General features: G+C 53.4%; 21 protein-coding genes. 6 read left to right on the top strand and 15 right to left on the bottom strand.

Annotated features, from left to right (window positions below; all coding sequences use genetic code 11):
* The first annotated feature begins 290 nt into the window (after positions 1–290).
* The gene (locus Q4551_RS03935; RefSeq protein ID WP_303431902.1) at positions 291–929 is read left to right on the top strand and encodes a cyclic nucleotide-binding domain-containing protein; all 639 of its coding nucleotides are present in this window, start codon (positions 291–293) and stop codon (positions 927–929) included.
* Between the two features lie 307 nt (positions 930–1,236).
* Positions 1,237–2,499, top strand: coding sequence for a sodium:proton antiporter NhaD (gene nhaD, locus Q4551_RS03930; protein ID WP_303431901.1), 1,263 nt, complete (start codon positions 1,237–1,239; stop codon positions 2,497–2,499).
* A 136-nt stretch (positions 2,500–2,635) separates the two neighbouring features.
* On the opposite strand, the gene Q4551_RS03925 is transcribed toward nhaD, so the two are convergent.
* The 6 genes from Q4551_RS03925 to Q4551_RS03900 all read right to left on the bottom strand — a co-directional run bounded on the left by Q4551_RS03925 (position 2,636) and on the right by Q4551_RS03900 (position 10,775).
* A complete protein-coding gene (locus Q4551_RS03925) occupies positions 2,636–3,322 on the bottom strand; it encodes a hypothetical protein (RefSeq protein WP_303431900.1) in 687 nt (228 codons plus the stop codon).
* 289 nt (positions 3,323–3,611) lie between these two features.
* Positions 3,612–5,084 (bottom strand): tRNA lysidine(34) synthetase TilS, encoded by a 1,473-nt coding sequence (gene tilS / locus Q4551_RS03920; RefSeq protein ID WP_303431899.1) that lies wholly within the window; start codon positions 5,082–5,084, stop codon positions 3,612–3,614.
* A gap of 41 nt (positions 5,085–5,125) precedes the next feature.
* Complete coding sequence (gene dnaE, locus Q4551_RS03915; protein WP_303431898.1) at positions 5,126–8,626, bottom strand: DNA polymerase III subunit alpha; 3,501 nt, start codon at positions 8,624–8,626, stop codon at positions 5,126–5,128.
* A gap of 173 nt (positions 8,627–8,799) precedes the next feature.
* On the bottom strand, positions 8,800–9,111 hold the full coding sequence (locus Q4551_RS03910; protein ID WP_303431897.1) for an AzlD family protein: 312 nt from the start codon (positions 9,109–9,111) through the stop codon (positions 8,800–8,802).
* Positions 9,101–9,820, bottom strand: a complete 720-nt coding sequence (locus Q4551_RS03905; RefSeq protein ID WP_303431896.1) for an AzlC family ABC transporter permease — start codon at positions 9,818–9,820, stop codon at positions 9,101–9,103. The genes Q4551_RS03910 and Q4551_RS03905 overlap by 11 nt, the downstream gene beginning before the upstream one ends.
* Positions 9,821–9,992: 172 nt before the next feature.
* The gene (locus Q4551_RS03900) at positions 9,993–10,775 is read right to left on the bottom strand and encodes a pseudouridine synthase (protein ID WP_303431895.1); all 783 of its coding nucleotides are present in this window, start codon (positions 10,773–10,775) and stop codon (positions 9,993–9,995) included.
* Positions 10,776–10,862: 87 nt separating this feature from the next.
* On the opposite strand from Q4551_RS03900, the gene Q4551_RS03895 reads away from it, so the two are divergent.
* Positions 10,863–11,831 (top strand): hypothetical protein, encoded by a 969-nt coding sequence (locus tag Q4551_RS03895; RefSeq protein ID WP_303431894.1) that lies wholly within the window; start codon positions 10,863–10,865, stop codon positions 11,829–11,831.
* Positions 11,832–11,834: 3 nt separating this feature from the next.
* Here the strand turns inward: Q4551_RS03895 and Q4551_RS03890 are convergent, their stop codons facing one another.
* From Q4551_RS03890 to Q4551_RS03865, 6 genes are all read right to left on the bottom strand, one after another.
* Positions 11,835–12,338: a DUF3106 domain-containing protein gene (locus Q4551_RS03890; protein WP_303431893.1), complete on the bottom strand. Its 504-nt coding sequence runs from the start codon at positions 12,336–12,338 to the stop codon at positions 11,835–11,837.
* Complete coding sequence (locus Q4551_RS03885; RefSeq protein ID WP_303431892.1) at positions 12,328–12,639, bottom strand: hypothetical protein; 312 nt, start codon at positions 12,637–12,639, stop codon at positions 12,328–12,330. The genes Q4551_RS03890 and Q4551_RS03885 overlap by 11 nt, the downstream gene beginning before the upstream one ends.
* 1 nt (position 12,640) lies before the next feature.
* A complete protein-coding gene (locus Q4551_RS03880; RefSeq protein WP_303431891.1) occupies positions 12,641–13,141 on the bottom strand; it encodes a hypothetical protein in 501 nt (166 codons plus the stop codon).
* A gap of 5 nt (positions 13,142–13,146) precedes the next feature.
* Positions 13,147–13,674, bottom strand: coding sequence for an RNA polymerase sigma factor (locus Q4551_RS03875; protein WP_303431890.1), 528 nt, complete (start codon positions 13,672–13,674; stop codon positions 13,147–13,149).
* Between the two features lie 47 nt (positions 13,675–13,721).
* Positions 13,722–14,765, bottom strand: coding sequence for a DUF4382 domain-containing protein (locus Q4551_RS03870; RefSeq protein WP_303431889.1), 1,044 nt, complete (start codon positions 14,763–14,765; stop codon positions 13,722–13,724).
* A 247-nt stretch (positions 14,766–15,012) separates the two neighbouring features.
* On the bottom strand, positions 15,013–16,083 hold the full coding sequence (locus Q4551_RS03865) for a cation diffusion facilitator family transporter (protein WP_303431888.1): 1,071 nt from the start codon (positions 16,081–16,083) through the stop codon (positions 15,013–15,015).
* Positions 16,084–16,392: 309 nt separating this feature from the next.
* On the opposite strand from Q4551_RS03865, the gene Q4551_RS03860 reads away from it, so the two are divergent.
* Together Q4551_RS03860 and Q4551_RS03855 are read left to right on the top strand one after the other, a co-directional pair.
* Positions 16,393–17,439: a succinylglutamate desuccinylase/aspartoacylase family protein gene (locus tag Q4551_RS03860; RefSeq protein WP_303431887.1), complete on the top strand. Its 1,047-nt coding sequence runs from the start codon at positions 16,393–16,395 to the stop codon at positions 17,437–17,439.
* Positions 17,440–17,515: 76 nt separating this feature from the next.
* Positions 17,516–18,118, top strand: coding sequence for a mechanosensitive ion channel family protein (locus Q4551_RS03855; protein ID WP_303431886.1), 603 nt, complete (start codon positions 17,516–17,518; stop codon positions 18,116–18,118).
* A gap of 177 nt (positions 18,119–18,295) precedes the next feature.
* Here Q4551_RS03855 and Q4551_RS03850 read toward each other — a convergent pair whose 3' ends face one another.
* The gene (locus Q4551_RS03850; protein ID WP_303431885.1) at positions 18,296–18,502 is read right to left on the bottom strand and encodes a cold-shock protein; all 207 of its coding nucleotides are present in this window, start codon (positions 18,500–18,502) and stop codon (positions 18,296–18,298) included.
* A gap of 754 nt (positions 18,503–19,256) precedes the next feature.
* Between Q4551_RS03850 and Q4551_RS03845 the strand changes: the two genes are divergently transcribed.
* Entirely contained in the window at positions 19,257–20,387 is a 1,131-nt protein-coding gene (locus tag Q4551_RS03845; RefSeq protein ID WP_303431884.1) for a peptidoglycan-binding domain-containing protein, read from the top strand.
* A 111-nt stretch (positions 20,388–20,498) separates the two neighbouring features.
* Here the strand turns inward: Q4551_RS03845 and Q4551_RS03840 are convergent, their stop codons facing one another.
* Both Q4551_RS03840 and Q4551_RS03835 read right to left on the bottom strand, forming a co-directional pair.
* Complete coding sequence (locus Q4551_RS03840) at positions 20,499–22,181, bottom strand: electron transfer flavoprotein-ubiquinone oxidoreductase (protein WP_303431883.1); 1,683 nt, start codon at positions 22,179–22,181, stop codon at positions 20,499–20,501.
* A 265-nt stretch (positions 22,182–22,446) separates the two neighbouring features.
* Positions 22,447–24,219: an acyl-CoA dehydrogenase gene (locus Q4551_RS03835; protein ID WP_303431882.1), complete on the bottom strand. Its 1,773-nt coding sequence runs from the start codon at positions 24,217–24,219 to the stop codon at positions 22,447–22,449.
* Between the last annotated feature and the right edge of the window lie 60 nt (positions 24,220–24,279).

Here is a 24,279-nt window from a genome sequence, read left to right as displayed (position 1 = left end):
TCAGGCCTGCAAGTCGGCTTCGTGATTCGAAACCATCCGGTAGCCCAGAGTGAGCACCGGATTAAATAGATGTCCCCTACAGGGCAGCATTATTCGTTTGGCTATTTCACAGAGTAGTAGAAAATTTATCTAACTATTTGTTAAATAATCATTTTTTAGCAGTGAATCGTGGCTGGATTTTTTCTTTTCAAAAAAATGAAAGTCGGATTCCTGTTGATCTATGCAATAGCGGACATAATCTGCCGTGCTATAGTCGCCCAATTCTAACCCTTATTATTGCTGGAAAATCTATGCGACGTATCACTCGTGAGGATTGCCCGCCGGATACCCTTCATCGTCTTCTGGCTGGTGTAACTTTTTACAAAGAACTGATCAGTACCGATCAAACGCAATTCGAACTGCTGATGTCTCAGACCCAATTCGGTTTTGCCGAACAGGGAGAACTCATTCTGCACAAGGATGCCCCTGCCAATATTCTTTATTTTCTCTTGCGTGGCGAGCTGGAAGTGATGGCAGATGACAACAGTGAGACCATCAATATTATCAGCGCAGGGGAATTGCTTGGCGTAATGGCCATGGTGCTCGATGATCGTCGTTCGGCTTCGTTACGTGTTAAAACCCGCAATGCCATCCTCGCCGGTGTCGACTATGAGCATTTTCGTGATATTACCGATTTCTCGACGTTTTCCCTCGCCACCAAGCTGAGTTTTTTCCGCATGCTCACGGCGAATATCCGCTGGAACATCGAGAAAAACCGTTTTGCCAATCCATCCCACCCGCTGGTATCCCGGCTGCGTACCATCCCACTGTTCTCTGGCTCACGAGATACACCGGAAGAACTGGAAGCACTGCATGTACAGGCCCACGTACTGGCGGAATTGTTATGTGACTGGAATGCCACTCCGGCCGATACAACCCCGGCCACTTAAGTCCGCGCCCAAGAGGAAATGACTTGGATGTTGTTTCCACAGACTGACACCCGCCCGCACGACACTTTCTCGCCATCTTACCCCGCAGCCCTTCAAAAGTGACGACTTTGTACGCCTGAAGGCTTGATTTTCGTACGATTATCAACACCAAAGTATTGCAATGTTCGTTAATTAACTACTATTTCACGAATGTTTTCTGCTCTAGAATAGCCGCCTTACTATTTTATTGGAGATGGATACTTCTTCCCTCTCAATACGGCTACCGTGATGTCTGGTGAACGAAGTCTTTCATCGATTCGGAGCCCGCATGACAGATATACTGCAATACCTGCTGATAGGCTTGGCCGTTCTTGGCCTGCTATCCGTTGTCCTCGAAGAAATCATCCATATCAACAAAGCACAATCGGTGCTCTTCTTTGGCGCTCTTGCCTGGGTCTTGCTGTTTGTATTCAGTAGCAGCAACCCTGATCCCGCCGAGCATCAGCGTGTGATTGATGGTCTGGAAGAAAATATTGGCGAAATCGCCAGCCTCTGGCTGTTTTTGTTGGCCGCCATGACTTTTGTGGTGTATCTGAACAAAAAAGGCATGATCGAAAGCCTGATTTACAAGGTACTGCCCAGCCAGATATCCGAACGCAAATTGTTATTTCTGACTGGCCTGTTCTCGTTTGTGTTTTCTTCGTTAGCCGATAACATCACCGCCACCCTGATTTCCATCGCCCTGATTCTGTCGCTGAACCTGCCGACCCCCAAAACCCTGCGTTTTGCCACTCTGGTGGTATTCGCCGTCAACTCTGGCGGGGTCGCCATGATTACCGGTGATGTCACCACCCTGATGATTTTCCTTGAAGGCAAGGTCTCGATCACCAACCTGCTGTTGCTGTCGATGCCCTCGCTGCTGGCTGTTTTGTTACTCGCCACCATACTGTCCGCTCCACTCACCGATACTGCCATCATTCAGCACAAGACCCATGTCCTGCAAAGGGTCGACTCCGCCATTGCGATTATTTTCCTGTTTACCATTCTCTCCACCATTGCCGGTAATGTGCTGTTTGATATTCCGCCGGTACTGAGCTTTCTGACGGGTCTGGCAGTGATGTTTCTGGTAGCGCATCTGTACGGTGAAGATACGGTCAATGATCCGATTCTGGATTACGTTCGCCAGATCGAATTCGATACCTTGTTGTTTTTCCTTGGCATTCTGTTGCTGGTCGGCGCGTTGAAAGAGATCCACGCCCTCGATACCTTCGTCAAGCTGTACGAGCACCTGCCCGCCTGGTCGGCCAACTACCTGATGGGGTTGTTGTCATCCTTGATTGATAACGTGCCATTAACCGCCGCCTTGCTGAAAGCCGACGTCAGCATGAACCTGGCCGAATGGCTGTCGTTAACTTACGCCGTGGGTGTGGGTGGTTCGTTGCTGATCATTGGTTCGGCGGCCGGGATTGTCGCCATGAGCAAAATTGAAGCACTGACATTCGGTACTTACCTGCGCTATAGCCTGGCATTGCTGCTGGCTTATAGCGTGGGTTATATCGCCGTATTGGGGTTGGGAATGGCTATTTCCTGAGCCGGTAGATACCGCTGGATTTATGCTTGCCGGGGAGGCTTTGCCTCCCTGTGTTTTCGCCTATCGCCTATCGCCAATTTCCTTCTGCCTGCTCCAGCTTGTTGGCCTGCTCCAGCGTGTTATTGGCGGGCAGCGTTCAAGGTAAACGAAAACGTAACTCAACTTCAGCGCCGGTAATATTTTCCCGCATTGGTTTGGTCTCCGCCTCTTCCGATTCATCCCAGTACAGTTTGCCCGACATATCCAGCACCGATGCAGGTTGCTGTGTATTAAATACATTGGGCAGCAGCGCCGGGTTGGTACTGAAATTGTACGGCTCTTGTTCAAGGCTATCGGGTAATCGCAGGTTTAATGGCGGGTTTTCTGACTGCAGCATATCCTCTTCCAGCGCTTGTTGCTGCTCGGTCGGTGGTTGCCACTCCGCCACATTTTCCTGGATTTTGACAGCGGTATTCTTGTTCTTTGGTTGTTCCAGAGACGGTTCCCGAGACTGTACCGGCGATGGTTTTGAGGTGGTTTCCTGCTGCTTCGGGTCTGCTGCTGCGGAGGACACCGCCTTGATGGCGTTATGATCCGCTGACTGGCTCGCGCCGGTCTGGTCATGTCTCTGATCCGTATTCGCGGACGAATCAGACTCGGTCAGCGGGTCAGTGCCCGCTATCGCTGCCGAAGGCAAGGTTGCAGTCGCACCCACACCGGCCTCATCTGCACCGGCCTCATCTGCACCGGCCTCATCTGCACCGGCCTCATCTGCACCGGCCTCATCTGCACCGGCCTGAATAGCAGGTATCTGTTGGCCAGTCAGAGATAACGACGGCTCCACCGAATTTATTCCCAAGTGCTCACGTATTTCAGGGAAAAATGTCGGCCAATGTGGCTCCCTAACCTGCCAATATCCTGCGACCGCTACACCTGTGATCAATATCACCAATCCTGTGGTCAGACCTTGTTGCATGTATCCTCGTTGTTTCTGTCTATGTTGGCTGCCAGCGATCCGTCCGCTGACTTGACGCTACACGTCAACCCAACCGGCTCTCTGGCCAGCAGGTCATCGGGCAGACCGTCGAACGACGTTAAGGGGTAGAGTCTGGAAATAACCACCGGTTCCGCCGCTAGTCGCCGGAGCACAGCACTCCAGACTGCCATAGCAGCGTACAGCCACCCTGGTCAGCGTCCGCTGCCACTGCCTGGTCGCAGGCAACTCCCACCACCGCCACCAGCGTTTTCTGCTGCAGTAACAGCGGCCAATGCGGCCGTAACCAAGGGGGAATACCGGCTTCTTGCCAGAGTTGTTTCAATGATTTGGAAGGACGCCCTGGCGGTCGTAATCTTGGCGTGTTCGACCCCTGAGTATGCGCCTGAAACGATACCTGAATCTGTAACAGATTCGTCAACTGATACTCCCCTGGCCTGATAATGCCCGCAGGTGTAGCACGATTGGCCTCTGCCAGCACCAGCTCACCAACCGACCAGAACAACAAGCGGGTGGTCGTCACCGGCACACCCGGATCGGTTAATACCAGGGTAGTGGCCGGGGTTATGGGCCAGTCACGCTCAGTCTGTACCAGATGCAAACGTCCCCGGAAGCGCCGCACCTGCACATCTCCCAGTTCTATCAGCACCTGTGCATCGGCAGCGGCATATAACGCCTGTTTGACCAGCGAACCCAGCCGGGCTTCACTGGCGACATCAACACCGGCTTGCTGTAACCAGGCAAACAGTAATGGCTCGTGTAATACCGCCGCTTGCCCTTGCCAGGCCTGAATATCCAGACAGGGGCCGACACTGCCGGGCCATTGATCGGCAGCCACACATTCCGCCAGTACTGGTGCCAACAGATGGTCAAAGGCGGATTTATCCGCTGCCAGACGCCGTACCGTACGCTTGAGTGAGTGCTCACGGCCAGGAAACCGCTGCGACAATTGCGGTAACAGATGTTGCCGCCACCAGTTCCGTTCCAGCCGGGTATCCTGATTGGAGGGGTCTTCTATCCAGTTGAGTTGGTGTGTCTGGGCGTACTGACGCAATTGTTGCCGGGAGCAAGCCAGTAACGGCCGTAACAACCGGGGAGCATGGCCTTTGCCGTCTGACGACAAATAGCGCACTTGAGGCATCCCCAGGCCGCCCAAGCCACTGCCCCGGGTCAGGCGGCTGAACAGGGTTTCGACCTGATCGTCAGCATGGTGCCCTAACAGCAGCCAGTCGTGCTCTTGGCAATAATGCTGAAAAACCTCGTAACGCGCTTGCCGGGCCGCCTGTTCAAGGCCGTCTTGACGACCTCCTAACGTGACCCGTTCAACCACCAGTGGTATTCCCAGTTGCTGACACTGTTGCTGGCAAAAATCGACCCACTCATCGGCTTCGGCCATCAAGCCGTGGTGAACATGGATGGCGTGTAATCCGGCGCATAACGAAGCGCCACCTTGCTGTTGCCACCAATGCGCCAACAAATGCAGCAACACACATGAATCCATACCACCACTGAATCCGACCCAGATCCGACCGGCTGGCGTTATCCGCCGGGCCAGAACTTCTGCCAGTGACGTTGCCAGTAACCCGGACTCCACCTCAGGGGTGCTTGCCATCACTACGCTCTCCCCGTCATCGTGCTGCTGTCGACATCAGGCTAGCCGAACACCAGTTCGACCGCTTGCTCACCAAATTCATAGCGTAGTTGCAGCAGCTGTTCATCGGTTGGGTTAACCCGCCATTCTTCGCCGAGGCGAATATCACAACGGGCGGTCTCGTTACGATAGTCCAGCACCACCGGGCAGCCTCCTTCCAACGGCTGTAATAACTGCCCAAGTGACCGGCAAAAGGTATCATCCAATTGTTCACCATTCATGTGAATACGGATTGATTGGGCGAAATTCAAACGGGCCTGGGTGATTTCCATGGCGGAACGACCAATGGCTTTCAAACCACCAGAATACGAGTCGTTGCTGATCTGGGCTTCCACAATCAGCACCTTGTCTTTGGCAACCACTTCCCGTACCTGTTCATAAACATCTGAAAACAGCGCCACTTCCATCCGGCCAGAGCGATCATCCAGGGTGACAAAACACATGTTTTCACCGCGCTTGTTTTTCATCAAACGCATATCCACCACCAACCCGGCCAGTTTCTGCGGTTTTTTGCTGTCTTGCAGGTTGGCCAGTTTGGCAGGAGCCAGCTGCCGCACTTCCGCTTCGTATTCATCGAACGGGTGTCCTGTTACAAACAGGCCAAGGGTATCTTTTTCACCTTGCAGACGTTCTTTTAGCGTCCAGTCTCGCAGCTTGCGGAAACGTTCGTACGGATCGGCACCCACCGCTTCTTCGGCCTGTACCTCACCAAACAGATCCATCATGCCGGCGGCTTCGTTGGCAGCAGTCTGACCGGCGCTTTTCATCGCGTCCTCGATACTGGCCATCAGCACTGCCCGGGGGGCAGCAACCGGCAGGGCATCAAATGCGCCACAACGAACCAGGGCTTCGAGTACTCGTTTGTTGAGTTTTTTACCGTCTACACGCTGACAAAAATCAAACAGGTCCTGGAAGGGTTGACCGGCTTCGCGGGCGGCAATAATGGCCTCAATCGGCCCTTCACCTACGCCTTTCACGGCTCCCAATCCGTATACAATCGCACCGTCATCGTTAACGGTAAAACCGAAGTGTGACTGGTTCACATCGGGCAAGACCAGCTCCAGCCCCATTTCCCGACACTCTTCAAAGAAGATCACGACCTTGTCGGTGTTCTGCATGTCGGAGGTTAATACCGCCGCCATAAAAGGTGCCGGATAATGCTGTTTCAGCCACAATGTCTGGTACGACACCACAGCATAGGCGGCCGAGTGGGATTTGTTAAAACCGTAACCGGCAAACTTCTCCACCAGGTCAAAAATTTTCATCGCCAGATCAGGATCGACTCCGGTATCAATGGCACCGCTGCGGAAAATATCCCGCTGCTTGGCCATTTCTTCCGGTTTTTTCTTACCCATTGCCCGTCGCAGCATATCCGCGCCACCGAGGGTGTAGCCGGCCAGTACCTGGGCGATTTGCATCACCTGTTCCTGATAAACAATAACGCCGTAGGTGGGTTCGAGGACTTCTTTCAGGCTTTCGTGTTCAAAATCCGGGTGCGGATATGCCACCTTGGCACGGCCGTGTTTCCGGTTGATAAAGTCGTCCACCATGCCGGATTCCAGCGGGCCGGGACGAAACAGTGCCACCAGGGCGATCATGTCTTCAATGTTGTCAGGCTGCAGGCGGCGGATCAGGTCTTTCATGCCTCGGGATTCGAGCTGGAACACCGCAGTGGTCTGGGCTTTTTTAAGCAGGGTGTACGACGCTTCATCATCAAGCGGAATATGCTCAATCTCGACCGAGGGCAGATTTTCCTTGGCGCGCTTGCTGTTAATGGTTTTCAGCGCCCAATCGATAATGGTCAGGGTACGCAAACCCAAAAAGTCGAATTTCACCAGGCCGGCTTCTTCAACGTCATTCTTGTCGAACTGGGTCACCAGACCACTGCCGTCCGGCTCACAGGCGGTGGCGGAAAAGTCGGTCAGTTTGGTCGGCGCGATCACTACACCACCAGCGTGTTTACCGGTCTGGCGGGCGATACCTTCGAGCTTGAGCGCCATTTCCCAGATTTCCTGGGCTTCTTCGTCTTCTTCCAGAAATTCTTTTAGCGGAGCTTCGGCGTCGAGGGCTTTTTCCAGTGTCATACCAGGATCACCCGGAATCAGCTTCGACAAGCGATCGGCCAGACCAAATGGCTTGCCCTGGGCGCGGGCAACGTCACGTACCACCGCACGGGCGGCCATGGTGCCGAAGGTAACGATCTGGGAAACCGCCTGACGGCCGTAAGTGTCCGCCACGTAGGCGATCACTTTTTCGCGGTCTTCCATACAGAAGTCGATATCGAAGTCGGGCATCGATACCCGCTCCGGGTTCAGGAAGCGTTCGAACAGCAGGTCGTATTCCAGTGGGTCAAGGTCGGTAATTTTCTGGGCATAGGCCACCAGCGAACCGGCACCGGAACCCCGGCCAGGCCCGACGGGAATATCGTGCTGTTTGGCCCACTGAATAAAGTCCATCACGATCAGGAAGTAACCGGGGAATCCCATCTGGATAATAATATCCAGCTCGAAGATCAGCCGTTCATCATAGGGTTTACGCTTCTCACGGTATTCTTCGGAGTCTTTCGGAATACCGGCCAGAATCACCTCCAGACGTTCTTCCAGACCCACTTCGGATATCTTGCGGAAAAAATCCGCTTCACTCATACCTTCGGGGATCGGGTAATCCGGCAGGAAATATTTGCCCAGCAGGACTTCAACCGAACAACGCTTGGCAATTTCGACGGTGTTCTGGATTGCCGTCGGGGCATCCTGAAACAACTGGATCATTTCTTCAGCACTACGGAAATATTGCTGATTGCTGTATTCCCGGGGCCGGCGCTTGTCATCCAGCGCATAACCCTGGCCAATCGAGACCCGGGTTTCATGCGCTTCGTAATCGTCGGCGTAAATAAACCGCACATCGTTGGTGGCCACCACCGGCAACCGCAATTTGCCCGCCAGTACCAGGCTGGCTTTCACCAGCGCTTCATCACCGGTGCGGCCGGTACGCTGGATCTCGAGATAAAAACGATCACCAAAAACCCGCTGATATTCCAGCGCCAGTGCCTCGGCATCTTCCAGTTTGCCTTTTAATACCCGCTGGCCAATATCGCCTTCCCGAGCACCGGACAGCAGGATCAGGCCGTCGTTTTTTTCGATCAGCCATTCCCGCTTGACCACCGCCTTGTCGTGATACTGGTTCAGGTAGGCCTGGGAAATCAGCTCACGCAGACCAAGATACCCTGCCGGAGTCATACACAATGCCGTTACCCGAAACGGCGCATAGCTGTCTTCCGGGTTCTCAAGCCATAAATCGGCTCCCAGAATCGGCTTGATACCTTGACCCAGACAGCCTTTGTAGAACTTCACCAGCGCATACATATTGCTCTGATCGGTCAGGGCCACAGCAGGCATATCAGCCGCCACGGTGGCACCAATCAGCTTTTTCACCCGCACTGTACTGTCGTAGAGAGAATATTCAGAATGAACACGCAGGTGAACAAAAGCAGCAGGAGACGACATAACAAAGGCCTGTAGTAATACGTAATGATGCGCAGTAGTGCGTCGTGATAATGGATAATCGAACACGGGCAGGGAGTTTACCGCAGATCACACCATCGGATGCTGCAGTGGGCGGGATTCCTGCTCAGCCTTGCTTACGAACAGGACAAGGCTACCCGGACAGGAACCACTCCTCAGACAAGATAGCGACTCAAGGCGGCTACCGTGATGCCACTGACAATCGCCGGTAACGGTTTTTTGACCAGCAGCATAACGCCTGCGGTGGTTATCAAGGCCAGCCGGGCACCACTATCACCGTTAATCACCATCGGCGTCAGCAAGGCGACCAGCACAGAACCAGACATGGCCTGAATAAATTGTTTGACCCGGTAATTGATGGGTACAAACGCCATTACATAAACGCCACCCCAGCGAGTGGCCAATGTCACCAGCGCCATCACCAGCACCACCAGCAAAGCCCCGCCTCCGGCGGTTTCAATGTCCACTATCTTGCTCTCCACCCCAAACAGTACCCACGATGCCGCCTGCCAGGGCACCAACAATCACATGGCTGTTATCGGGTAAGTACCAATATGCCAGCGATGATGAAGCCGCAGCCACCACCCAGATAAACAACATGCGCACATCTTTTTCACCACCCACAATCAGGGCAAGGAAAAAACACCCCATCACCATATCCAGCCCAAAACTCTTGGGATCATTAATGGCATTACCAAAATGCATCCCCAGCCAGGTACCCAGTACCCAAAAGAGCCACAGGGCAATCCCTCCCCCAAACAGCAGGCCCAGACCGGGTTTGCCGCGACTGAACTCCTGCATCGACATGGCCCAATTGGCATCGGAGGCCACCAGCATCATGCCGTAACGTTTTAACGGAGGCTGGTGCCGTAACCAGGGATACAAGGTTGCTCCCATCAACAAATGCCGGGCATTAATGGCAAATACGGTGATGATCATCGTCAGCAGCGGTATCTGTGCGCCCCACAATTCCAACGCTGCAAACTGGGCGGCTCCGGCAAACACCAGGGCACTCATCATCATAATGGTTGAGTCATGCAGACCGGTCTGTGCCGCAGCCAGGCCAAAAGCCACGCCAAAGGCAGTGACCAGCACAGAAATCGGTGCCAGTTGCTTGAAGCCAGACCAGACCAGCGGTCTGCTGACATGGTGTAATTCGGTATGACGATGGGTCATTATCTAATCCTCTTGCGGCACAGGGTTATCGACACAGCGGCTATCACTCACAAAAACGGGCAATGGATAACAGTGAAGCCCACTCAAACAGAACGCCTGTGGCGGGTACAGACACACAACAACTCTTTTTGACCCGGACAGTAGCGGCAGGCAGAACAAGCGCCTACAGTGATCAAGGTAATACTTGCCAGCTATCTCCCGGCGCACATTCTGGCGGCAACTGCCATGGCCCGATACTGAGCCGGTGTAGTGCCAGTACAGGGTTCCGGAAACGGCCAAACATGCGTTTGATCTGGTGATAGCGACCTTCGGTCAGCGTGACCTGTACTTGCCGCTCAGCCATGATTTCCAGCAATGCCGGACGGGTGGTGATATTTTCATAAGGGAAATACATGCCGGCCGCAAACGCAGCAATACACTCCGTACTGACCGGGTGCGCCAGCGTGACACGATACACTTTGGCGACCTTGTGCTCCGGGGACATCAGCCGCCGCGACCAGTCACTGTCGTTGGTCAACAACAGCAATCCACTGGAAGCCCGATCCAGACGCCCGACAATATGCAACTGCTGCAGTTGTTCTGTCGCCAGCGGGCAACCTGGATGCTGGCACAACTGGTCGATCACGGTTGTATGTTCGTCATCGCGGGTCGCACTGACCACGCCTGCCGGCTTGTTCATCCCCAGATACACCGGCTGCTGCTGTTGCAGCACCGCAGCGTCCAGGGTTATCCGATGAAAAGGCCCAATCGGCTGGTTAATATCCCGCGCGACCACCCCGTCAACCGTGATACGTTGTTGCGCCAGCAGCAAACGTACATCACGACGTGAATACGTTGAATGCTGGGCAATAAACCGATCCAGGCGATAGCGACAACTGGCCATACACGCGTCGAAGCTCCGATGACGAAAAAGCCGGTCATGATAACAGTCGACCAGCGCAAATTGCAGCGACAATCACTCCTTCCTGCCGTTATCAGGACTGGATTCGCAACACGTTGACCAGTACGCTTTGCCGTCTCTGCTTGCAGTACGGGAAATACCATGTTTCGACACGGATGTTTTGCCCTGTCACTCCGCCGCCGATTCTGGTGCGGTGCCAAAAGCCATTGGCGATGCCGCTTGCTGCTGCCAGTCATCTGCGCCGGATTGCTGTCCTGCCCTCTGCTGCACGCAGGCGGTATCAACTGGCAAGGCGGGCTGACCTGGCAATACGCCCGCCTTTCGCTGGAAGAGAGTCACCGCCACTACCAACTCGACAATCATGGCCCTGCCGTTTCGGCAACAGCAACCTGGAATGAGCAATGGTTTATCGCTGGCAGCATGGATCGCCAGCAAGCCACCGATAACGGCCTGAATTACCAGAACCGGGGTGGATCAGTCTCTCTGGGCTATTTGTTTCAGGACGGCTGGCTACGGCTGGAAGGCTCTCGTTTCTACGAGGATTACGACGTTCAGTTCGGTGTGTTGGAGGATCGCCATACTGTGCGCCAAAGCCATAACGATCGCTCCCTGTCCGCTGCTGCCAGCCGGGATTTCTGGCTTGCTGACCAGTGGCTGCTTGGCAGCCATGTCCAACTGGGGCACACCCTGAGTCACTCGGAACGCCGGGAATCGGTCGCCATCGTGGTGCCCGGCTCAAGGGAGAGCGGGCGTCGTGTCATCAGCCTCCAGGCCGACGATACCCAGACAGGTGTTGATCTGGGTACGGGGCTGAGCCTGACCTGGTTACTGGAAGAACAACAGAGCCAGCGCTTGTGGGCTCCCGGCGTCGCGCTGGATTACCAACGTATCTTGAGTGGCGATCTGTTAACGCCCCCCGCCAGCGGCGGCCTCGCCTATCGCTGGCAGCAAACTGGCGCTCGGACAACAACCGTCAGGCAGCAATGGGCCAGTGCCAGTGTGTTTGTTGCCTTGCTGAATACGCACTGGCAACTCACCAGCCAGCTGGTCATGCCTTTGCAGACACCACACGACCAGCAGATTTCAATCGGTCTCGACTGGTTTTGGTAACCGTTAATAACGTTTTAAACGCAGTTGTTGCCGTATGGCATTACGCTGTTGTGGCGACAAGCTCTGAAAGCGCTGACGCAGTCGCAGCCGCTGCTCCGGCGTCGCCTGTTGATAGTTATGCAAGGCATCGAGAATTTGCTGGCGCTGCTCAGGGCTCATATCGCGCAAGGTGTGCAACCGATCCCGTAATATCTGTCGCTGACTTTCTGGCAAACTCTGCCAGCGGCTGAAGCGCTCACTGACGGCCTGCCGTTCACTGTCAGTCATCGACTGCCAGCGTTCAACCCCACGCAACAACGCTTGCTGCCGCTCGTCATCCAGACTGTCCCAACGCTCGGATATCCCCTCCAGTAACTGCTGGGTGCTGTCGGGCAAGCTTTGCCATTCCTGTGCCTGCACGGGTTTTGATAACAGTACCCATCCGCTCAACAGCGCCATCAGCATGAGTATTGTCAGACTGATTCGCCGCGGCCACTGCAGTAATACCTGGGGATGCTCACTCTTCATTGTCCACCTCCGACCGCGTCCCGGTTGGCTCGGTTGTGCCTGGAAAACCTGTGCTTGCTTGTGGCACAGGCGCCGGGCTGCTGACCTCGGTATCTTGCGGGGTCAGAGGCGACGCCCCCAGCAGCATCATCGGATCAATCCACTCGTCATCAATCTCGACCTGATCGGCCAGATAGAGCAACAGTCCAATATCTGGCGTACTGTCCGGCTCACGTTTCGGCGCACCCTCCGGTTCTGCCTGAACAGGCACCAACGGCAGCATCCAGCCCGCAGAAGATGACAGGGTTATTAGTGCCGCCATCTTAACCGGCCTTATCCAGGACTGGGGGATTGGCATTCGGTAACTCGCTTAGCCAATAGGCAAATTCCAATTGCTGCAGTATATCCCATTCATCGTCATCAAGCGCCGCCAACGCCATCATGTCATCCAGTTGCTGCTGTGCCTCGACCTGTGCCTCGACTTGTGCCAGAGCGACAGTATCATGGCCCGAAGGATGGGTGCCTGCTGGCGCCCCCTTCCCGCCTTGTATCAACCAGATCACACTGGCCAGTATCAAGCAGGCCGTCACTCCCACTGGCAATAGCGGCCTGGAGTACCAGGTAGCGGACGTGGAAGTTCGACGTGTATCGGTGTCAGCCATGGCTTGCCCGAAAGCAGCCGCCCGTCGTTGTGCCAGTTGATCGGTCAGGGATTCTGGCAACGCCTCTGCCTGCTCATCCAGCAGTGCCAGAAGCTGTTGCTCTGTTACGGTTACCGTCTCCGGTCCAGCCCTTGAGGTTTTATCCGCAGATTTCGTTATCATGATACTCAGCCCATCTCATTCAATTTTTGCCGTGCTCTGGACAAATGGGTTTTGACACTGCCCTCGGAAATATTCAGCGCATCTGCCGTCTCCCGTACGCTTAGCCCTTCCCAACAGCGTAACAAGAAACACTGCTGTTGCTGGAAAGGCAGGGTCTCAATGGCGTTGATCAGCGCTTGCTGTTGACGACTGCTGGCCAGGGCCTGATCCGGCTCGTCGCGGTAATCACCCAGATAGCCATCCATACCATCGGCACTGCCAGTGTCTGGAACATCCGTCTGACTGCCCGACCAGAACATCCAGCGGCGCTGCTTCCGTTGCTGACGCAAGCTGTCGGCGAGACAGTGCTGCAAGATGCGGAAAAACAGCGGCCGCCATTCCGCTTCCTCCCGGTCGCGATAGTGGCTGATCAGCCGGGTCATCGCTTCCTGCACTACATCCAGAGCATCTTCATCATTGGCAGCAGCAAGCCGCACCATCCGAAAGGCCCGACGCTCAACCGAGATCAGGAAATCATTCAACCTGGCGGTCATACCATGTCTGTCTCCAAGCCAGTCACCTCCGCTTCCTTTTCTGTCTTTCAGCCTTGTTTTACTGGGTGTAATCCGTAGTAGAGAAGGCTTTCAGCCAGTGTCATCTCCGACATGGAGGTAAAGCGGGTGTCGTGGCTACGGCGCTCGGTCACTGCTCCGTTCAGGGTGAATCCATGGCCGCTGCGGGCGCTAACCATACCGCTCACCACATCGCCACCGCGCCAGACGACGCTGGCACCGGTCAATATTTCTGTTGCGGTAAACGTACCGGTGTTATCAAGACTGCCGTAGCTCACAATCGGTGTCGCGTTATCCAGTGCCATAATCAAGGCCAGGCCGCCACTGCCGGTATAGGGAACCCCATCAATGTCATAACGCGTTGTTTCTGTCACAGCCACCACCAGATCGCCAAATTCGCCGCTGCGGTGCCGCATGGGGCGAATCGCCAGGGTAATCTCTGCAGTGTCAGTATCGGAATGGATCAACTGGCCACGAACACGATGCTCCTTGTCCGTATCGTCGCTGGCAACAACCATCAGGAAAGGTTCGACTTCAACAACAGCGGGATCACAGGAAAGTACTTCGTTGGAAGCCGCCAGATCCAGATCCAGTGTCAGAGCTGCCACGCTGTTACGGCCAACATTCAGTGCTCCCTCGCCAAAATCAACGGATACTTCCAGGGTACTGATGGTTTCGCCATGGGAATCTACCGCTGTCGCGTTATAAGACACACCAGTACGGTCCTGAACGACAATATCAGCGTCAGCATAATCAAGATTGACCAATACGCTACGGTAATAGCCAGCCGGTATGGACGCGACCATCAGCAGCTCACTTAACTGCTGATACTGAACAAAATCCACTGCCGTGGCGGCAGGAAGAACATCCACCTCGGTGCCATCGTCACGAACCAGAGTGATACCCAGTACCTCAACCTGATAAGTCAGAAAATCTTCTTCTGCATCGGTCAAGGCAATTTGAACCGTGCCGGTTTCACCAGCTGCCGAAGCGCTGGCGCTATCATCCCCCACACCACCGCAACCTGCCATCAGGCTGGCTGCAATTACCAGCCACCATGCCGTTGCTTTCATAGGCCACTCCTGAAACTGACACCTGCTTGCTGTTGGCATATCGCTATTATGTTGTTTCACGTATTCATATAACGGAGCAGGTTCGTTTCGGTTGACACAACAAAAAAACAAATCGAGAAAAACAGGGCAACAGGACAACCGCTTCCAACGGCGCGCCGCAAACAAGCGGGAGCCGTGTCAGTGTATCGGCCAGCAAGGCAGGCTCATGACCCGCATGTCCGTCATGGCAGCAAAGCCGCCCGGACGATTAAAGCAACGGATGACGCACTTCGATGGTGATGTGCTGTAATTGAGGATAATCGGCCAGATGCTGACGAATCCGGCTGGCGATCTCGTTCTCACTACTGGCTACCGACAACACCAACGCATAATGATCTGCCGATATTTTCCAGATATGGATATCGCGAATTTCTGCTCCAGCGGTCAGTATCCGGTCGATAATCTGTTGCCGGATTGGCGCTTCAATACTGCCATCCAGCAGAATGCGACTGGTATCTTTCAACAACCCCAAAGCCCATACCGAAATAATCGTCGCTCCCACTATACCCATCAGCGCATCCAGCCATAACCAGCCCAGCATCATGGCTGCCGTCAGGGCCACGATCGCCAGGATTGAGGTCAGGGCATCGGCCAGGACGTGCATATAGGCTGCCCGCAAATTATGGTCTTGCTCGTGATGCTCGTGATGCTCGTGATGCTCGTGATGCTCGTGATGCTCGTGATGCTCGTGATGCTCGTGATGATCGTGATGATCGTGATGTTCGTGATGTTCGTGATGTTCGCGATGTTCGTGATGTTCGTGATGTTCGTGATGTTCGTGATGTTCGTGATGTTCGTGATGTTCGTGGTGATTATGATGATGGGAGTGATGGTCTTTCAATAACCAGGCACTGGCCAAATTCACCAGCAAGCCAATGACTGCAACCGCAATCGACTCCGAAAAGCCGATTTCATGAGGCATAAACAAACGCTGAACCGATTCCAGCACCATCATCAGAGCCACCACACCCAGCGCAACCGCACTGGCAAATCCCCCCAATACCGACACCTTGCCGGTACCAAAACTGAAATCCGCATCCATCGCATGACGTCGAGCATAGCGGTAAGCAAACAGCGTGATGGTAAACGCCGCCACGTGCGTTCCCATATGCCAGCCATCCGCAAGCAACGCCATTGAGCCATATGCAGTACCGACAATAATTTCGGCCACCATGGTGAATAACGTCAACCACAGTACCCAAAGCGTGCGGGTTTCCCCGGATTGTCGATCCGCAATAAGGGTTGGCTGGTAACACAAACAATGATTGGATGAAGGCATAAGTCTGACTATTGGCTAATAAAAAAAAGAGTATAAATACCGGGGCATCACAGGCGCATGGATGGATTACGCTGATAATACAGCGGGCCTATCCATCGACTAACCCTACCTGTTGGCTCTACCTGTTCGCGCTATCTATTGGCCTATCGAGCAACAGCGTTGATCGACACGACCAGACACACACAAGGTGCCGCAGAATAACGCTCACACCGCAAAAAATCTGCCCTGATTTACTCAACAACAACAGAGAAGCAGTGACAGATGGTAACACTATTGGCAGACTCCACGGATCTTCAACGGATGCCTATCATGAGCCGACGCCCCCCTATCCAGCCCGCCCTGAGCATCGCTGGACACACGATCGAACCAGGTACTACCTGCCAATTGAACCTGCCATTGGGAAGCCTGTATACCAGCACCGATGTCACCATGCCGGTGTACGTTCGTCGCAGCAACAAGCCAGGGCCGACATTGTTTATCAGCGCAGCGATTCATGGCGATGAACTCAACGGGGTAGAAATCATCAATCGCCTGATTCACGGCTCCCGATTACGCAACCTGCGTGGCACCCTGATTGCGGTACCTATCGTCAACGCCTTCGGGGTTATCAACCAGAGCCGCTATTTGCCCGATCGCCGGGATCTCAACCGCTCGTTCCCAGGCTCCAGCCGTGGCACTCTGGCAGCTCGTATGGCCCATATGTTCCTTAACGAAGTGGTGGCCAAATGTGATTACGGTATCGACCTGCATACCGGTGCCATTCATCGCTCCAACCTGCCCCAGATTCGCGCTAACCTGGACGATGATACCACCCGGGAAATGGCGCTGGCCTTTGGTGTTCCGGTACTGCTGAATGCCAACCTGCGTGATGGCTCGTTACGGGAGTCAGCCAACGAAATGGGGGTCAAGATCTTGCTCTACGAAGCAGGGGAAGCCTTACGCTACGATGAACTCTGCATTCGGGCTGGTGAGCGGGGAATTCTGCGGGTAATGCGCCATCTCGGCATGCTGCCGGCCAGCCGTCAGAAAAAATTTCCGATTGAACCCCTGATTGCCCGTAACAGCGGCTGGATGCGAGCCACCGACAGCGGCTTTGTGCGTAATCTCAAGCACCTCGGCGACAAGGTCGAAAAAGACGACATCATGGCTATTATCTGCGATCCCTTTGGTACCCAGCTCGATAAGGTTATCGCCCACAAGGACGGCATTATTATTGGCTGTCAGAACATCCCGCTGGTCCATGAAGGAGATGCCATGTTTAACGTTGCTTATTTTTCCGCGCCGGACGATGTCATCGAAAGCATTGAAAACATGCACGACAGCCTGCTGCCAGACGACATTCTGCTGCAAAACTGACCCATAACCCCAATCAGACCCGTATTCCTCAACAGCGGCAGGTAATACGGGTCAAACAGCTGGAGTGACAGGCCGAATGCTTAAAATCCTTCTCGTAATTCTTGCGGTAGTAGGCTATGCCTATCTCAATCGTATAGTGATGGGCTTTATCGAAGATCAGGGGCACAAAAGAAAAGTCAGTCTGAGTCGCGTGTTTTATTTGCAAAAAGCGCTGCAGATCGCCCTGTTCACCTGCTTGCTACTGGTAATCGGGCTGGTGGTCGGGTTTGGCTATACCGAGCTGACGTTTGTACTGTCATCGGCGGTCGCCTTGCTTGGCGTTGCCCTGTTCGCACAATGGTCAGTGCTCAGTAACGTAACCGCCAGTGTGATTATCTTTTTCTTCTTTCCTTATCGTCCAGGCGACCGTATCCGCATTCTGGAAGAAGATTGCCCGGAAGCCGTGATTGAAGAAATCACTCTGTTTCATTTGCTCTTGCGTACCGACGATGGCTACGAATTGAGTATTCCAAACACCATGGTGTTTCAAAAGGCAGTGATCATGTCACAACGAGGGGAACGCTGGCTCTCGATTCGTCCAGCAGAAGACAAGCCACACAGTGCGGTCTTTCGGGAAGTTATTTCCGATCACCCTGACCACCAGCCAGTACCAACCGACCAGGACCAGCCCAGACAGTAACACGGCTTGCAGGCTTATCAGAGACAGAAATTATTCAGAACGGGGATGATTTCGCCGAGTAGCCGACGTCAGGCAGGTTGACCCTTCTTTTCCACCCTGCAATTCACCGAATAGCAGGCACAAAAAAACGGGCACCAGACCCGTTCTTTTATGTACTACTTAATTCACATCAGCGAATCAGATAGCAACGATGTTTTCAGCTTGTGGACCTTTCTGGCCAGGCTTAACAGTGAATTCAACACGTTGGCCTTCAGCCAAAGTTTTGAAGCCAGTGCTAGCAATAGCGCTGAAGTGAGCAAAAACGTCTGGGCCATTTTCTTGTTCAATAAAACCAAAGCCTTTTGCTTCGTTGAACCATTTTACTACGCCAGTTGTCTTAGACATTTTAATATTCCTGTATAAATAGAAGATAAGGCAGTGCGATTAATTCGCAAGCCAATCGCTGGAACTCAATTGGTGCTTATCTACTACAAACGAGGGAATATAAACTACTACTTCGAAGGGTACTAATAAATAAGGGCAATGCTTTCAAGCTGTGAACAAGTATACGCACAAATAGCTCCATGGCAACCATTATTTACCCTGCCGGAAAGTACCGACTCTCTCAACGTCTTCGACCTGCTTCACACCACCCCCAAAACAGCAGGCAACCACTTTTGCCGCAGAGCCAAACCCGCCACCAATCCGACTCAACCCGACCGATGGTATTCGGAACACCGCCCATCCTTGGCCTTATTCTCCACTCAGCTACTCTACAAAGAGAGCAAACAGCCTGTTTATCAACACAAACACTGCATTTTCATCCGTGTTGTAACAATAATTGATCAAGCTAGGGAACCAATAAAGAACTTGGTGCATACTAGACTCACAGTACCCAAATCACGTTAAACTTCAGGATAAAGCCCTATCAGGGCCGCTGCGTTTGCAGTGTGTATTCCAGAACCAGTTTAATAAGCTAAACTAGGCCGGAAACGCCTTTAAAATGCGGATTTTCGTATTCAGAAGCGCTTCTTGGGCTTTATATTGGGCATGCCGGCGACACCATGGTTGGCCTGTACCAGACAGCATGGTGTCGATTGACGATTCCTTACACGTTAGCCTGTCGACTCAAACATCTTACGCAACGGAGCACAACTAGATGAACAAAAAAAACTACCTTCTTTCAGCACTGACACTGGCCGTCATGGCTGGCTGCGCTAGCCAGCCATCCAGCGACACGGCGTCTGCTACGCTGGAAGATTTTCCGGAATACCAAAGCCTGAAAGAATCCCGTGACGAACTGGAGCAGGAGAACGCCAAGTTAAAGGCTGAAGTAGAAGAAACCAAGGCGATGGCCGCCGGACAGGTAGAGGACTCCCAATCCATGGAGTCCATGTCAATGACGCCAACGGCTGACTCTGTCATGCCACCCAATGCCGTACCTGGCCACTGTTACGCCCGTCTGGTTATTCCTGAAGAATACGAAACCCAGATGCAACAGGTCATGGTATCTCCTGAGTTGTCCAAACTTGAGGTAGAACCAGCCAAGTACGAAATGGTGTCTGAAGAAGTTCTGGTCAGCGAAGAGTGGGAAGAGCTGGTCGTTGTACCCGCCACCTACAAAACGGTTACTGAAGAGGTTCTGGTCAAGGAAGCATCAACCAAACTGGTTAAGCTGCCAGCAGAATACGAAACCGTCGAAGAAAAAATTGTTATCCGTCCAGCCTACTCCACCTGGAAAAAAGGTAACGGCCCGATTGAGAAAATTGACGAAGCCACTGGCGAAATCATGTGTCTGGTCGAAGTGCCAGAAGAATCAAAAATCGTGACCAAAACCATTCTGGTAAAACCGGAACGTACCGAAGAAGTCGTTATCCCTGCTGAATACAAAACAGTTGAAAAACAAGTTGTTGATGTACCAGCACACACCACCAGCATCATTCACCCAGCTGTCTACGAAACTGTAGAAATTGAAAAAATGGTAGAAGCACCAAAAGAAATTGCTGAAACCATTCCTGCGGTTTATGAAGAAATTCCACAAACCGTCAAAGTCAAAGACGCACAACTGGAATGGCGTGAAATCCTCTGTGAAACCAACACCACAGAAGATGTTGTTGCTGAACTGCAACGTGCCCTGGAAGAGAAAGACTACAACCCAGGCCCTATCGATGGTGTTTACGGCTGGCAAACCATGAATGCAGTGACTCGTTTCCAAAAAGACAACGATCTGCCTTCTGGTCAACTGACCATTCAAACACTGCGTCTGCTGGGCGTTGCAAGCTGGGAATAATCCACTTGCCGGTGTAGCCATTCAATTGGTGTAACCACAAAAAAGGGCTGGCCATTTATTTGGCCAGCCCTTTTTTATTGGTGTTATAAAAGCCTGATGGCTTGGTCGCTCTTACATATTCGGATAATTCGGCCCACCACTGCCTTCCGGTGTTATCCAATTGATATTCTGGGCCGGATCTTTAATATCACAGGTTTTACAGTGCAAACAGTTCTGACCGCTGATTTGCAGCTGGTTTTTACCATCCGTTTCAATCACTTCATACACCCCGGCCGGGCAATAACGTTGTGCCGGTTCTGCGTATTTCGGCCAGTTCGAAGCCATTGGCACACTGGCATCTTTCAAGGTCAGGTGGCATGGCTGGTTTTCTTCATGGAAGGTATTCGACAAAAACACCGAGGTCAGCTTGTCGAAACTGAGTACGCCATCCGGTTTCGGATATTCGATCTTGACGCACTCGGTGACGGGTTTCATTTGAGCATAATCAAGGTGATTGTCATGCAAGGTGAAAGGCAGCTTGCCGTTGAAGATATTCTGGTCGATAAAGTTGAAAGCACCGCCAATCAAAGTACCAAACTTGTGTAACGCCGGGCCGAAATTCCGGGTAGCGTACAGTTCTTCGTACACCCAGGAAGCCTCAAACCGCTCCGCATACCCCTGGAGATCCTTGCCGCCTTCGTCACCAGCAGCAACAGCGGCAAATATTTCCTCAGCCGCCAGCATGCCGGTTTTCATCGCCGTATGAACCCCCTTGATCTTGGCCGCATTCAGGGTGCCTGCATTACAGCCACTCAACAAACCGCCAGGGAAATGCATTTTTGGCAGGGCATTCAAGCCGCCCTTGGCAATGGCACGGGCGCCGTAAGAAACCCGTTTTCCGCCTTCCAGATAGTTCGCCAATACCGGGTGATGTTTGAGCGTCTGGAATTCATCATAGGGATTCAACCAGGGATTGCTGTAATTCAGATCCACGATCAGGCCAACCACTACTTGCTGGTTTTCTGCATGGTAGAGGAAGAAACCACCACCGGTACCGTCTTTACCGGCTCCGGTTAATGGCCAGCCCGCACCGTGGATCACCAGACCGGGTTGATGTTTGTCGGCCGGAATATCCCACAATTCTTTCAAGCCGATGCCATAGTGTTGGGCATCAACGTCTTTATCCAGTTCAAATCGTTGATATAACTCTTTACCCAGGCTACCCCGGCAACCTTCCGCAAAAATAGTGTATTTACCCAACAAATCCATACCGGGCGTATACATGCCGTCTTTCGGCTGACCTTGGGCATTCACCCCCATATCACCTGTTGATATTCCCGCAACCGACCCGTCATCGTTATACACAATGCCAGCCGCGGCAAAACCGGGATAGATTTCCACCCCCAGCGCTTCTGCTTGCTGGCCCAGCCAGCGACACAGGTTACCCAGGCTAACAACGTAATTGGTTGTGCTGCCCAGATGCGCATTGTGCATGGTTTTAGGGATCATCATACCGGGTAGCTTCACCGCTTTTTGCGGGTCTTTGAGCAAATACAGCTCGTCTTCGACTACCGGAGTATTCAAGGGTGCACCGAGTGCTTGCCAGTCCGGTAGCAGCTCATCCAGAGCACGGGTTTCTATCACCGCGCCGGAAAGAATATGCGCCCCGACTTCAGAGCCTTTTTCGACCACACAAATGGTCAGTTCCTGACCCTGCTCCTGCGCCAGTTGGGCCAGTCGTATCGAGGCACTGAGGCCAGATGGACCTGCGCCGACAATGACGACATCGTAGGCCATGGATTCACGTTGGGTCATAGCTATCTCTCACGGTTCACAGCAGCATTCAGGATGCTCGTTATTATTGATTCAGGACAAACATTGGATTATCCATAAAAAGACCTCTGACCAACCCGAGTTGGCCAGAGGAAAGCCGATAACCAAAAGCGCGTTACCGGCGAATTGTCGGAACAGGGTGAGCCCGACAATCCATGCTCATATCACCTTTGCTTCAAGCGATATATCCAGCCCCGGTCGATTTTGCATGTTCCGGGGTTGTTAAGGCAGAGCCGTTATCAGGGGCCTAGAACTGGTCGTTGGTCAGTCCCATGATGCTTTCGCTACCGGCCAGCAAGGCAGAAGCATGCGCCTGATGACGTGGCACCATGTGCTCGCAGAAGAAACGGGCAGTCACCAGCTTGGCTTGCAGGAATTCAGGATCTCCCTGACCTGCATCCAGCATGGCTTTGGCTTTTTCTGCACTTCTCGCCATCAGCCAGCCACCAGTGACATAACCCATTTGCATCATGAAGTTGACCGCAGCACTGCCCAGCAAATGAGCATCAGAGCGCGCATTGGCCAGAATAAAATCACGGCTTTGCTTGGCGGTTGCCAACGCCGCGTCAAGCTGATCCAGAGCACTGTCTGGCAATACCGCGGCAGCCCGGGCAGACGCTGCAGTCGCCTCCATTTCGGTCAACAGGCCGGTCAGTACTTCACCGCCGTTGGACAGGGTTTTACGGCCAATCAGATCCAGTGCCTGAATCGCTGTGGTGCCTTCATAAATCGGCAGAATCCGGGCATCACGATAGTGCTGGGCTGCACCGGCTTCTTCGATAAAGCCCGCTCCACCGTGAATCTGTACTGCTAGGGAAGTCAGCTCCACAGAGAGTTCGGTACACCAGCCTTTGACAATCGGGGTATACAGCTCGGCACGAGCCATATGTGCCGCGGCGTCATCACCACCCACCAGACGGGTGCGATCCAGCTCGGCCGATGCCATCAAGGCCAGTGCCCGCATCGCTTCCGTGGTGCTCTTGATGGTCATCAACATGCGACGGATATCCGGGTGCTCGATAATGGCAATACGGCTGCCGTCTCGCAGCGTGCCCTGGATACGGTCCTTGGAGTACTGGAGCGCCAGCTGATAAGCCCGTTCCGATACCGACAGTCCTTGTACACCCACACCCTGACGGGCATCGTTCATCATGGTGAACATGTACTTCAGGCCCTGGTGCGGTTCGCCGACCAGATAACCCAATGAGTTTTCAAATTCCATCACACAGGTCGGGCTGCCATGGATACCCAGCTTGTGTTCCAGCGACAGAGCGCTGGCAGTATTCAGTTCGGCAGTGGTTTGGCCGTTTTCATCCAGCAGGAATTTCGGAACGATAAACAGCGAGATACCTTTCACACCAGCCGGTGCATCTGGCAGACGAGCCAGCACCAGGTGAATGATGTTCTCGGTCATCTGGTGATCACCCCAGGTGATAAAGATCTTGGTACCACTGACGCGATAGGCATCGCCATCCGCAACGGCACGGGACTTGATCGCCGCCAGGTCAGACCCCGCATCAGGTTCGGTCAGGTTCATGGTGCCAGTCCACTCACCGGAAATCAGCTTCGGCAAGTAGGTGTTTTTCATCTCGTCGCTGCCGTGGTGCGACAGTGCTTCGATTGCCCCCTGGCTCAACAGTGGACACAGGGCAAATGCCATATTGGCAGAATGCCAGATTTCATTAACCGCGGTGCTCAGCACCTTCGGCAGACCCTGACCACCAAATTCTTCCGGTGCATTCAGCGATAACCAGCCACCTTCTGTCATCTGCGCATAGGCTTCCTTGAAGCCCGGTGTCTGATGAACACCTTGCGCGTCGATACTGGCCCCTTTTTCATCACCTTCACGGTTTAAGGGTGCCAGTACACCGGCACCCAGCTTGCCAGCTTCTTCGACTACCGTGTTGGCCAACTCCATGTTGATGCCTTCCAGGCCAGCGTCTTCACACAGAGAGTCAAAACCAACCAGTTGGTCCAGTACAAATTCTGCGTCACGGTAAGGATGCTGATAATCACTCATAAATTGATTTCCTTGTTAGCCGTACCGCTCGCCCGTTCAGCGAGCGGCATTGGTATTAAT

It is taken from the genome of Oceanobacter sp. 5_MG-2023 (assembly GCF_030548165.1).
Lineage (GTDB): Bacteria > Pseudomonadota > Gammaproteobacteria > Pseudomonadales > Oceanobacteraceae > Oceanobacter.
Note: the sequence above shows the minus strand (reverse complement) of the source record. Positions and strands in the feature narration are given on the sequence as shown.

Bases quoted from the DNA above. Each gene is read 5' to 3' on its own strand.
- Q4551_RS03935 (WP_303431902.1), top strand. From the start codon at position 291: ATGCGACGTATCACTCGTGAGGATTGCCCGCCGGATACCCTTCATCGT.
- nhaD (WP_303431901.1), top strand. From the start codon at position 1,237: ATGACAGATATACTGCAATACCTGCTGATAGGCTTGGCCGTTCTTGGC.
- tilS (WP_303431899.1), bottom strand. From the start codon at position 5,084: ATGGCAAGCACCCCTGAGGTGGAGTCCGGGTTACTGGCAACGTCACTG.
- dnaE (WP_303431898.1), bottom strand. From the start codon at position 8,626: ATGTCGTCTCCTGCTGCTTTTGTTCACCTGCGTGTTCATTCTGAATAT.
- Q4551_RS03905 (WP_303431896.1), bottom strand. From the start codon at position 9,820: ATGACCCATCGTCATACCGAATTACACCATGTCAGCAGACCGCTGGTC.
- Q4551_RS03895 (WP_303431894.1), top strand. From the start codon at position 10,863: ATGTTTCGACACGGATGTTTTGCCCTGTCACTCCGCCGCCGATTCTGG.
- Q4551_RS03890 (WP_303431893.1), bottom strand. From the start codon at position 12,338: ATGAAGAGTGAGCATCCCCAGGTATTACTGCAGTGGCCGCGGCGAATC.
- Q4551_RS03885 (WP_303431892.1), bottom strand. From the start codon at position 12,639: ATGGCGGCACTAATAACCCTGTCATCTTCTGCGGGCTGGATGCTGCCG.
- Q4551_RS03880 (WP_303431891.1), bottom strand. From the start codon at position 13,141: ATGATAACGAAATCTGCGGATAAAACCTCAAGGGCTGGACCGGAGACG.
- Q4551_RS03875 (WP_303431890.1), bottom strand. From the start codon at position 13,674: ATGACCGCCAGGTTGAATGATTTCCTGATCTCGGTTGAGCGTCGGGCC.
- Q4551_RS03870 (WP_303431889.1), bottom strand. From the start codon at position 14,765: ATGAAAGCAACGGCATGGTGGCTGGTAATTGCAGCCAGCCTGATGGCA.
- Q4551_RS03865 (WP_303431888.1), bottom strand. From the start codon at position 16,083: ATGCCTTCATCCAATCATTGTTTGTGTTACCAGCCAACCCTTATTGCG.
- Q4551_RS03860 (WP_303431887.1), top strand. From the start codon at position 16,393: ATGAGCCGACGCCCCCCTATCCAGCCCGCCCTGAGCATCGCTGGACAC.
- Q4551_RS03855 (WP_303431886.1), top strand. From the start codon at position 17,516: ATGCTTAAAATCCTTCTCGTAATTCTTGCGGTAGTAGGCTATGCCTAT.
- Q4551_RS03850 (WP_303431885.1), bottom strand. From the start codon at position 18,502: ATGTCTAAGACAACTGGCGTAGTAAAATGGTTCAACGAAGCAAAAGGC.
- Q4551_RS03845 (WP_303431884.1), top strand. From the start codon at position 19,257: ATGAACAAAAAAAACTACCTTCTTTCAGCACTGACACTGGCCGTCATG.
- Q4551_RS03840 (WP_303431883.1), bottom strand. From the start codon at position 22,181: ATGACCCAACGTGAATCCATGGCCTACGATGTCGTCATTGTCGGCGCA.
- Q4551_RS03835 (WP_303431882.1), bottom strand. From the start codon at position 24,219: ATGAGTGATTATCAGCATCCTTACCGTGACGCAGAATTTGTACTGGAC.